This window comes from Mesorhizobium sp. M1A.F.Ca.IN.022.07.1.1 (assembly GCF_003997575.1).
GTDB lineage: Bacteria > Pseudomonadota > Alphaproteobacteria > Rhizobiales > Rhizobiaceae > Mesorhizobium.
Window position 1 is genome coordinate 1 of sequence record NZ_RZST01000283.1, and the last position, 7,946, is coordinate 7,946.

The 7,946-nt window shown below is 63.1% G+C and carries 6 protein-coding genes and 2 pseudogenes; 3 read left to right on the plus strand and 5 right to left on the minus strand.

The features are described from left to right. Positions 1–234 (minus strand): annotated as a pseudogene (locus EOA75_RS24875) (carbohydrate kinase); the annotation flags it as partial. 280 nt (positions 235–514) lie between these two features. Between EOA75_RS24875 and recA the strand changes: the two are divergent. Beyond that, the gene (gene recA, locus EOA75_RS24880) at positions 515–1,615 is read left to right on the plus strand and encodes a recombinase RecA (RefSeq protein WP_067328293.1); all 1,101 of its coding nucleotides are present in this window, start codon (positions 515–517) and stop codon (positions 1,613–1,615) included. 268 nt (positions 1,616–1,883) lie between these two features. Continuing rightward, positions 1,884–4,553 (plus strand): alanine--tRNA ligase, encoded by a 2,670-nt coding sequence (gene alaS, locus EOA75_RS24885; RefSeq protein WP_127325403.1) that lies wholly within the window; start codon positions 1,884–1,886, stop codon positions 4,551–4,553. 10 nt (positions 4,554–4,563) lie between these two features. On the opposite strand, the gene EOA75_RS24890 is transcribed toward alaS, so the two are convergent. The 4 genes and pseudogenes from EOA75_RS24890 to EOA75_RS24905 form a co-directional block, all read right to left on the minus strand. Beyond that, positions 4,564–5,145 (minus strand): demethoxyubiquinone hydroxylase family protein, encoded by a 582-nt coding sequence (locus EOA75_RS24890; RefSeq protein WP_127325404.1) that lies wholly within the window; start codon positions 5,143–5,145, stop codon positions 4,564–4,566. Between the two features lie 118 nt (positions 5,146–5,263). Next, positions 5,264–5,380: pseudogene (locus tag EOA75_RS35825) on the minus strand (glutathione S-transferase N-terminal domain-containing protein); the annotation flags it as partial. A 1-nt stretch (position 5,381) separates the two neighbouring features. Then, positions 5,382–6,119 (minus strand): hypothetical protein, encoded by a 738-nt coding sequence (locus EOA75_RS24900; protein ID WP_127325406.1) that lies wholly within the window; start codon positions 6,117–6,119, stop codon positions 5,382–5,384. A gap of 3 nt (positions 6,120–6,122) precedes the next feature. Next, the gene (locus EOA75_RS24905; protein ID WP_095800849.1) at positions 6,123–7,334 is read right to left on the minus strand and encodes an NADP-dependent isocitrate dehydrogenase; all 1,212 of its coding nucleotides are present in this window, start codon (positions 7,332–7,334) and stop codon (positions 6,123–6,125) included. Positions 7,335–7,537: 203 nt separating this feature from the next. Here EOA75_RS24905 and EOA75_RS24910 point away from each other — a divergent pair. Further along, positions 7,538–7,946 (plus strand): TrmH family RNA methyltransferase (locus tag EOA75_RS24910; protein WP_281058553.1); only part of this gene is annotated, 409 nt, incomplete at its 3' end.

Consider the following 7,946-nt stretch of genomic DNA (forward strand, 5'->3'; position numbering starts at 1 on the left):
CTCGTCGACCCCCGATGCGACGGTCTCCCCCGCCGCATCGCCGCCGCGCACCGAAAGCAGCGAGGCCGAGACGCCGCGCTTCACAATGCTGCGCAGCGCGTTGAAGACGCCGCCGCCGACATCCTCGCGCATGATGCCGGGATTGGATGCGGCGGGCACGTAAGGGCCCGAGACCTGGCCGCGCCGGTCGATATGGGCGCCGCCCAGCGCCAGGATGTTTGGGGATGTCGGCATGCCGCGGAGGTGACCTCGTTGATTGTTTGCGTGCGCACACTAGGTTTCCGCGCATCGCCCCGCAATCGGGTCGCGATTCGGGCCGCCCGGATAACGAGATCTCGCTTGGATCAGCAGCACTGGTTCACGCCATCTCTAGTGAGACAAAAATAGAACAAATCCAGATATTGTTTGTTTTCCAGTCATTTGCTGCCTCTTGCCAGATGAGAACAAAAAAGGTACAAACTGGCAGGGATCACGGATTGTCCGGCCTTCATTGACGACCAAGGGGTGATGTATCATGGCTCAGAATAGTTTGCGGCTTGTAGAGGATAAGGCAGTGGACAAATCAAAGGCTCTGGATGCGGCGCTGTCGCAAATCGAGCGCGCTTTCGGCAAGGGCTCGATCATGCGGCTCGGCGCCAATGAGCAGGTGGTCGAGATCGAAACCGTGCCGACGGGATCGCTCGGGCTGGACATCGCGCTCGGCGTTGGCGGGCTGCCGCGCGGCCGCATCATCGAAATCTACGGGCCGGAAAGCTCGGGCAAGACGACGCTGGCGCTGCACACGGTTGCGGAAGCCCAGAAGAAGGGCGGTATCTGCGCCTTCGTCGATGCCGAGCACGCGCTCGATCCGGTCTATGCCCGCAAGCTCGGCGTGGACCTCGAAAACCTCCTGATCTCGCAGCCCGACACGGGTGAGCAGGCGCTGGAGATCTGCGACACGCTGGTGCGCTCCGGCGCAATCGACGTTCTGGTGGTCGATTCGGTGGCGGCGCTGACGCCGCGCGCCGAAATCGAGGGCGAGATGGGCGACGCGCTGCCCGGCCTGCAGGCCCGCTTGATGAGCCAGGCGCTGCGCAAGCTGACCGCGTCAATCTCGCGCTCCAACACCATGGTCATCTTCATCAACCAGATCCGTATGAAGATCGGCGTCATGTTCGGCTCGCCGGAAACCACGACCGGCGGCAACGCGCTGAAATTCTACGCCTCGGTGCGCCTCGACATCCGCCGCATCGGCTCGGTCAAGGATCGCGACGAAGTGGTCGGCAACCAGACCCGCGTCAAGGTGGTGAAGAACAAGCTGGCTCCGCCCTTCAAGGTGGTCGAGTTCGACATCATGTATGGCGAGGGCGTGTCGAAGACCGGCGAGCTCGTCGATCTCGGGGTCAAGGCCGGCGTGGTCGAGAAGTCGGGCGCCTGGTTCTCCTACAATTCGCAGCGTCTCGGTCAGGGCCGTGAGAACGCCAAGCTTTTCCTGCGCGACAATCCGGACACGGCGCGCGAGATCGAGCTGGCGCTGAGGCAGAATGCCGGGCTGATCGCCGAAAAATTCCTCGAGAACGGCGGCTCCGAAGGCGGTGGTGACGACAGCTTCGAAGACGAGGCTGGCGCGATGTAGGCACTGCCGGAGTTCGGCCATAATCCGGATCCATTATCTAAAGCTGATGTAATCGAGTTCCCTAGTACTGCGTTCGAACCGCCGGCCTTCGTGCCGGCGGTTTACGTTTGGGGGCGAGGGCACAGGCCGCCCAGCCGGAGGATTGGCCTTGGTTCCGTGTTTCTGGACAGGGTCAAGAGCTACGGCTAAAAGGCCAATCTATCTTCTGACACACGAAAGCCCATTTGCCGCCGGCCTGGCCGGCGGTTTTCGCGAAAAGGCAGTATCCATGAGTGGCGTGAACGAGATCCGGTCGACATTCCTCGACTACTTCCGCAAGGAGGGTCATGAGATCGTTGCCTCCAGCCCGCTGGTGCCGCGCAACGATCCGACGCTGATGTTCACCAACGCCGGCATGGTGCAATTCAAGAACGTGTTCACCGGCCTGGAGAAGCGGTCCTATTCGCGCGCCGCGACCGCGCAGAAGAGCGTGCGCGCCGGCGGCAAGCACAACGATCTCGACAATGTCGGCTACACCGCGCGCCATCTCACCTTTTTCGAGATGCTCGGCAATTTCTCGTTCGGCGATTATTTCAAGGAGCGCGCGATCGAGCTTGCCTGGAACCTGATCACCAAGGAATTCGGCCTGCCGAAGGACAAGCTTCTGGTCACCGTCTATCACACAGACGACGAGGCGGCCGGCTATTGGAAGAAGATCGCCGACTTCTCGGACGATCGCATCATCCGCATTCCGACCTCTGACAATTTCTGGGCGATGGGCGACACCGGTCCCTGTGGTCCGTGCTCGGAGATATTCATCGATCGCGGCGAGCATATCTGGGGCGGTCCGCCCGGCAGCCCGGAAGAGGACGGCGACCGGTTCCTCGAATTCTGGAACCTGGTGTTCATGCAATATGAGCAGGTGACGAAAGACGAGCGCATCGACCTGCCGCGCCCGTCGATCGACACCGGCATGGGCCTGGAGCGCATGGCTTCGATCCTTCAGGGAGTGGAGAGCGTCTTTGAGACCGACCTGTTCCGGCATTTGATCGATGCGGCATGCTCGGCGCTCGGGCACGGTCACAACCAGGAGAATGCAGCATCTTTCCGCGTGATCGCGGATCATTTGCGCTCGTCATCCTTCCTGGTGGCCGACGGCGTGCTGCCCTCCAATGAAGGCCGCGGCTATGTGCTGCGTCGCATCATGCGTCGTGCCATGCGCCATGCGCAACTGCTCGGCGCCAAGGAGCCCCTGATGTGGAAGCTGGTGCCGGCGCTGGTACGCGAGATGGGCCAGGCCTATCCGGAACTGGTGCGTGGCGAAGCGCTGATAACCGAGACGCTGAAGCTCGAGGAGACGCGCTTCCGCAAGACGCTGGTCCGCGGTCTCGGCCTGCTTTCGGAGGCGACGGAACAGCTGCACGCCGGCGACATGCTGGATGGCGAGACGGCCTTCAAGCTCTACGACACCTATGGCTTCCCGCTCGACCTGACGCAGGATGCGCTGCGCCAACGCGACATCTCGGTCGATCTTGCCGGCTTCACCGCTGCGATGGAGCGGCAGAAGGCGGAAGCGCGCGCGCACTGGGCGGGGTCGGGCGAAGCGGCGACCGAGACGGTCTGGTTCCCGGTGCGCGAGCAGACCGGCGCCACCGATTTCCTCGGTTACGAGACGGAAGAGGCGGAAGGCCTGATCCAGGCCTTGGTCAAGGATGGCAAGATCGTCGACAGCGCGGGGCAGGGCGACGCGGTTGCCGTCGTCGTCAACCAGACGCCGTTCTATGGCGAATCCGGTGGTCAGATGGGCGATAGCGGCATGATTTCCGGCGACGGCTTCTCGATCGAGGTCACCGACACGCAAAAGAAGGCCGACGGGCTTTTCGTGCATTTGGGCAAGGTGACGCGCGGTACGATCAAGACCGGCGCTGCCGTGGAGCTAAAGGTCGATCACGCGCGCCGTTCGAAGCTGCGCGCCAATCACTCCGCGACGCATCTCATCCACGAGGCGCTGCGTGAGGTGCTGGGCACCCATGTCGCTCAGAAGGGTTCGCTGGTCGCGCCTGATCGCCTCCGCTTCGACATCTCGCACAACAAGCCGATCTCGGCCGAGGAGCTCGAGGATGTCGAGCGCATGGCCAACGAGATCGTCGTGCAGAACAGTCCGGTGACGACGCGGCTGATGTCGGTGGACGATGCTATTGCCGAGGGCGCGATGGCGCTGTTCGGCGAGAAATACGGCGACGAGGTGCGCGTCGTTTCGATGGGCACCGGCCTGCACGGCGCCAAGGCCAACCGTCCCTATTCGGTCGAGCTCTGCGGCGGCACGCATGTCAGGTCGACCGGCGATATCGGCCTTGTGCGCATCCTGTCGGACAGCGCGGTCGCCGCCGGCGTGCGCCGCATCGAGGCGCTGACCGGCGAGGCGGCGCGCAGGCATCTCGACGAGCAGGACAAGCGGCTGAAGGCAGCCGCGGCGACCTTGAGGATCTCGCCGGCCGACGTTCCGGCGCGCGTCGAGACTTTGCTCGAGGAGCGCAAGAAACTCGAGAAGGAGCTCGCCGAGGCGCGCAAGAAACTGGCCCTTGGCGGCGGCGCGGCCGTTGCCGATGCTCCGGCCACCAACGAGACGGTTGCGGGTGTCGGCTTCCTCGGGAAGGCGGTCAGCGGTGTCGCGCCGAAGGACCTGAAGCCGCTTGCCGATGCCGGCAAGAAGACGCTGGGCTCCGGCGTGGTCGTCTTTATCGGTGCCGGCGAGGACAACAAGGCGAGCGTGGTGGTCGGCGTCACTGACGACCTGACCGGCCGCTTCAGCGCTGTCGATCTCGTCCGTGTTGCGTCCGCCGCGCTTGGCGGGCAGGGCGGCGGCGGGCGTCCCGATATGGCGCAAGCCGGCGGCCCCGACGCCTCCAAGGCGGACGACGCCATCGCGGCGGTAAAGGCGGCGCTCGAAGCCGCTTAGTGTTCCTGTGTCAGGAAGGCTTTGCCGCTTTCAGGGCGCGCGCCATTCTGACAGAGTCGCCCCAGGTGGACAGCCAGATGAGGCAATCCGTGGCGACGGCGATCGCCGCGAGCAGGAGGAGAAGCAGCGGGCCTGGTGCCAGCAGGTGCTCCTCGGCGTGACGCAGATGGGCCAGCTCTTCCTCGCGGATCGACAGGATGATGGCGTGCAGTCCGGGATCGCGCCCGGCTAGATAGTAGAGCTGGTCGCCAAGATGGCGGTGCACGGTCGCTTCGACAGCGGCGGTGCATGCCCAGATGCCTTGTGGGCCGAGCAGGGCGGTGAGAAAGCCCAACAGCCAGCCGCCCCAGCTCCAGAACTGCATGACGCGACATGGACGCGAGTTTCGCATTGGCATGGCGGCACGGAAGGCGGCGCAATGCTGGCGCTCGTGTCCAAGCATCTCCGACAAAGACGGCACGCAATCGCGCCAAAAGTGCCGGGCGACAAAGATTTGCGCTGAATAGATCCTGATCGCTCCAAACTCGCCTGCGTGGTTGACCCGGACTATCCTGGCTGTGGTCAGCGCTTCGCGACCGGAAAGCTCATGCATTGGAGAAGCTTGCCCGCCTGACGATGCGATGCCACCGGTCCTGCAAGTCTGGAAAGCGGGCAAGCAGTTTTCGCCCTTCGGCGACCTTGAGGAAATAGCCGATAATTGACGCCCTTTCGGCCGTGAAGATGTCGAGAGGGACGAGCTCGTAGTCGACGCCCTTTTGATTGAGCGCCATTCGCGCGATGCGGACATAGACGCTGTAGTGGGCGCCGTAGAGAAGAGGCTTTGCCACTTCAGTCCTCTTTGGCTTGGCTGTCCCGTATCCAGACGCGCAGCGTGCCGGTGGTCTGAAAGCCGCAGTCCAGTGCATCATCCAGCCCGCCGCCGCGTTCATACCCGACTAGCGCGCGACCTTCAGCAAACGTATTGGCTGCGGCTCGCACAGCATCTCGATAGGTCGGATTGCCATCCGTGGCAAAGACATTTGACAACCCGATCACGAGCTCGGATCTATTGGCTATGCAGCCGGCGGTGAAGCCGTCGGCCGTCCGTCGGCCAAGGATGGCGATGGCGGGGTCGGCCAGAACTGCGGTCGGAAAGACACGGCCGCTGGAGGAACCTGCGCCATCCGCCCAGGCAAGTTCCCACATCTCCAAGCTGGCTGCGTCCCCAACACGTTCCCAACCGGAGGGGGTCGTCGTTGGACGCCTTAGGTCCATCCAGATCCAGCTTGCTTCGAAGAGTTGGCTGAACCCGAGCGGTCGGAGATCCAGACGGCAGAAGCAATCCTTGACCGAAAAGCTGGTGGCAAGAACAGATGTCAGTCTGGCTATTTCTGCAAGTTGGATCGGTACGGCATCGGCATCCAGAGTGGCGGCATTGGGGTAGTAAGGAGGTGCTTGCTCATCGCTGGACCAGACGGAGCGGCTCCTCCGGCCGCTTAGCCCGTGCAGCTTGAAAATAGCCTGGCAGAGGTCGGCATTGTTGCCAGCGCAAAGGCGGACCCTTTCGCTGGCAACAAGGCTCGGCACTTCTTACCCCATCGCCTTCTGCAGGTTCTCGTCGATCTTGTCGAGAAAGCCGGTGGTCGACAGCCAGGGCTGGTCGGGGCCGATCAGCAGCGACAGGTCCTTGGTCATGAAGCCGCCCTCGACGGTCTGGATGCAGACCTTTTCCAGCGTCTCGGCAAAGCGCTTGAGCTCGGCATTGCCGTCGAGCTTGGCGCGGTGGGCCAAGCCACGCGTCCAGGCGAAGATCGAGGCGATCGAGTTGGTCGAGGTTTCCTCGCCCTTCTGATGCTGGCGGTAGTGGCGGGTAACGGTGCCGTGGGCGGCTTCCGCTTCCACGGTCTTGCCGTCCGGCGTCATCAGCACCGAGGTCATCAGGCCGAGCGAGCCGAAGCCCTGCGCCACGGTGTCGGATTGCACGTCGCCGTCATAATTCTTGCAGGCCCAGACATAGCCGCCCGACCATTTCAGGCTGGAGGCGACCATGTCGTCGATCAGGCGGTGCTCGTACCAAAGTTTTCTCGCCTTGAACTCGGCCTCGAATTCCTTCTCGTAGACCTCCTGGAAGATGTCCTTGAAGCGGCCGTCATAGGCTTTGAGAATCGTATTCTTGGTCGAGAGATAGACCGGGAAGTTGCGCAGCAGGCCATAGTTCAGCGAGGCGCGAGCGAATTCGCGGATCGACTCGTCGAGATTGTACATGGCCATGGCGACGCCGGCGCCCGGCGCATCGAAGACGTCATGCTCGATCACCTGGCCGTCCTCGCCGACGAATTTGATTGTCAGCTTCCCCTTGCCCGGGAAGCGGAAGTCGGTGGCGCGGTATTGGTCGCCGAAGGCGTGACGGCCGACGACGATCGGCTTGGTCCAGCCGGGCACCAGGCGCGGCACGTTCTTCATGATGATCGGCTCGCGAAAGATGGTGCCGCCGAGGATGTTGCGGATGGTGCCGTTGGGCGACTTCCACATTTTCTTCAGCTTGAATTCCTCGACGCGCTGCTCGTCGGGCGTGATCGTCGCGCATTTCACGCCGACGCCGTATTTCTTGATGGCGTTGGCCGAGTCGACGGTCACCTGGTCATTGGTGGCGTCCCGGTTCTCGATCCCTAGATCGAAATAGTCCAGCTTGATGTCGAGATAGGGGTGGATCAGCTTGTCCTTGATGAACTGCCAGATGATGCGGGTCATCTCGTCGCCGTCGAGCTCGACGACCGGGTTCGCCACCTTGATCTTCGCCATGGAAAAATGCCTCGTTGCTGGGGATCTGAACGGCCTTGCCCGTGGCTTCGGCCGAGGTTGGGCAGCGTATATCAAAGCCTTTTTGAGCGCGCAAACCGCGATCAGCCGATCGCAGACCGGTGTCGCGCTTGTGAATGCTTCATTTTCAGGCCCGGATGTGGCAGGGGACGCCGAAACGCCGCAAACCTCATGTACGGAGAGCCATGCCAGCCGCAAACGACACCGCCAAGACCGCCGGACCGGCGATCATCCTTGTCGAGCCGCAACTCGGCGAGAATATCGGCATGGTCGCGCGCGCCATGGCGAATTTCGGCCTTTCTGAGCTGCGCCTGGTCAATCCGCGCGACGGCTGGCCGAGCGAGAAGGCGCGCGCCGCCGCCAGCCGCGCCGACCACGTCATCGATGCGACAACGGTGTTCGACGACCTTGCCTCGGCAGTGGCCGACCTCAACTTCGTCTTCGCCACCACCGCCCGCGAGCGTGACGGCTTCAAGCCGGTGCGCGGTCCGGTGGATGCGGGCAGGGCGCTCCGGGCCCGCGAGCAGGCGGGGCTGCGCACCGGAATTCTGTTCGGCCGTGAACGTTTTGGCCTCTACAATGAAGAGGTTGGTC

Bases quoted from the DNA above. Each gene is read 5' to 3' on its own strand.
- recA (WP_067328293.1), top strand. From the start codon at position 515: ATGGCTCAGAATAGTTTGCGGCTTGTAGAGGATAAGGCAGTGGACAAA.
- alaS (WP_127325403.1), top strand. From the start codon at position 1,884: ATGAGTGGCGTGAACGAGATCCGGTCGACATTCCTCGACTACTTCCGC.
- EOA75_RS24890 (WP_127325404.1), bottom strand. From the start codon at position 5,145: ATGCATGAGCTTTCCGGTCGCGAAGCGCTGACCACAGCCAGGATAGTC.
- EOA75_RS24905 (WP_095800849.1), bottom strand. From the start codon at position 7,334: ATGGCGAAGATCAAGGTGGCGAACCCGGTCGTCGAGCTCGACGGCGAC.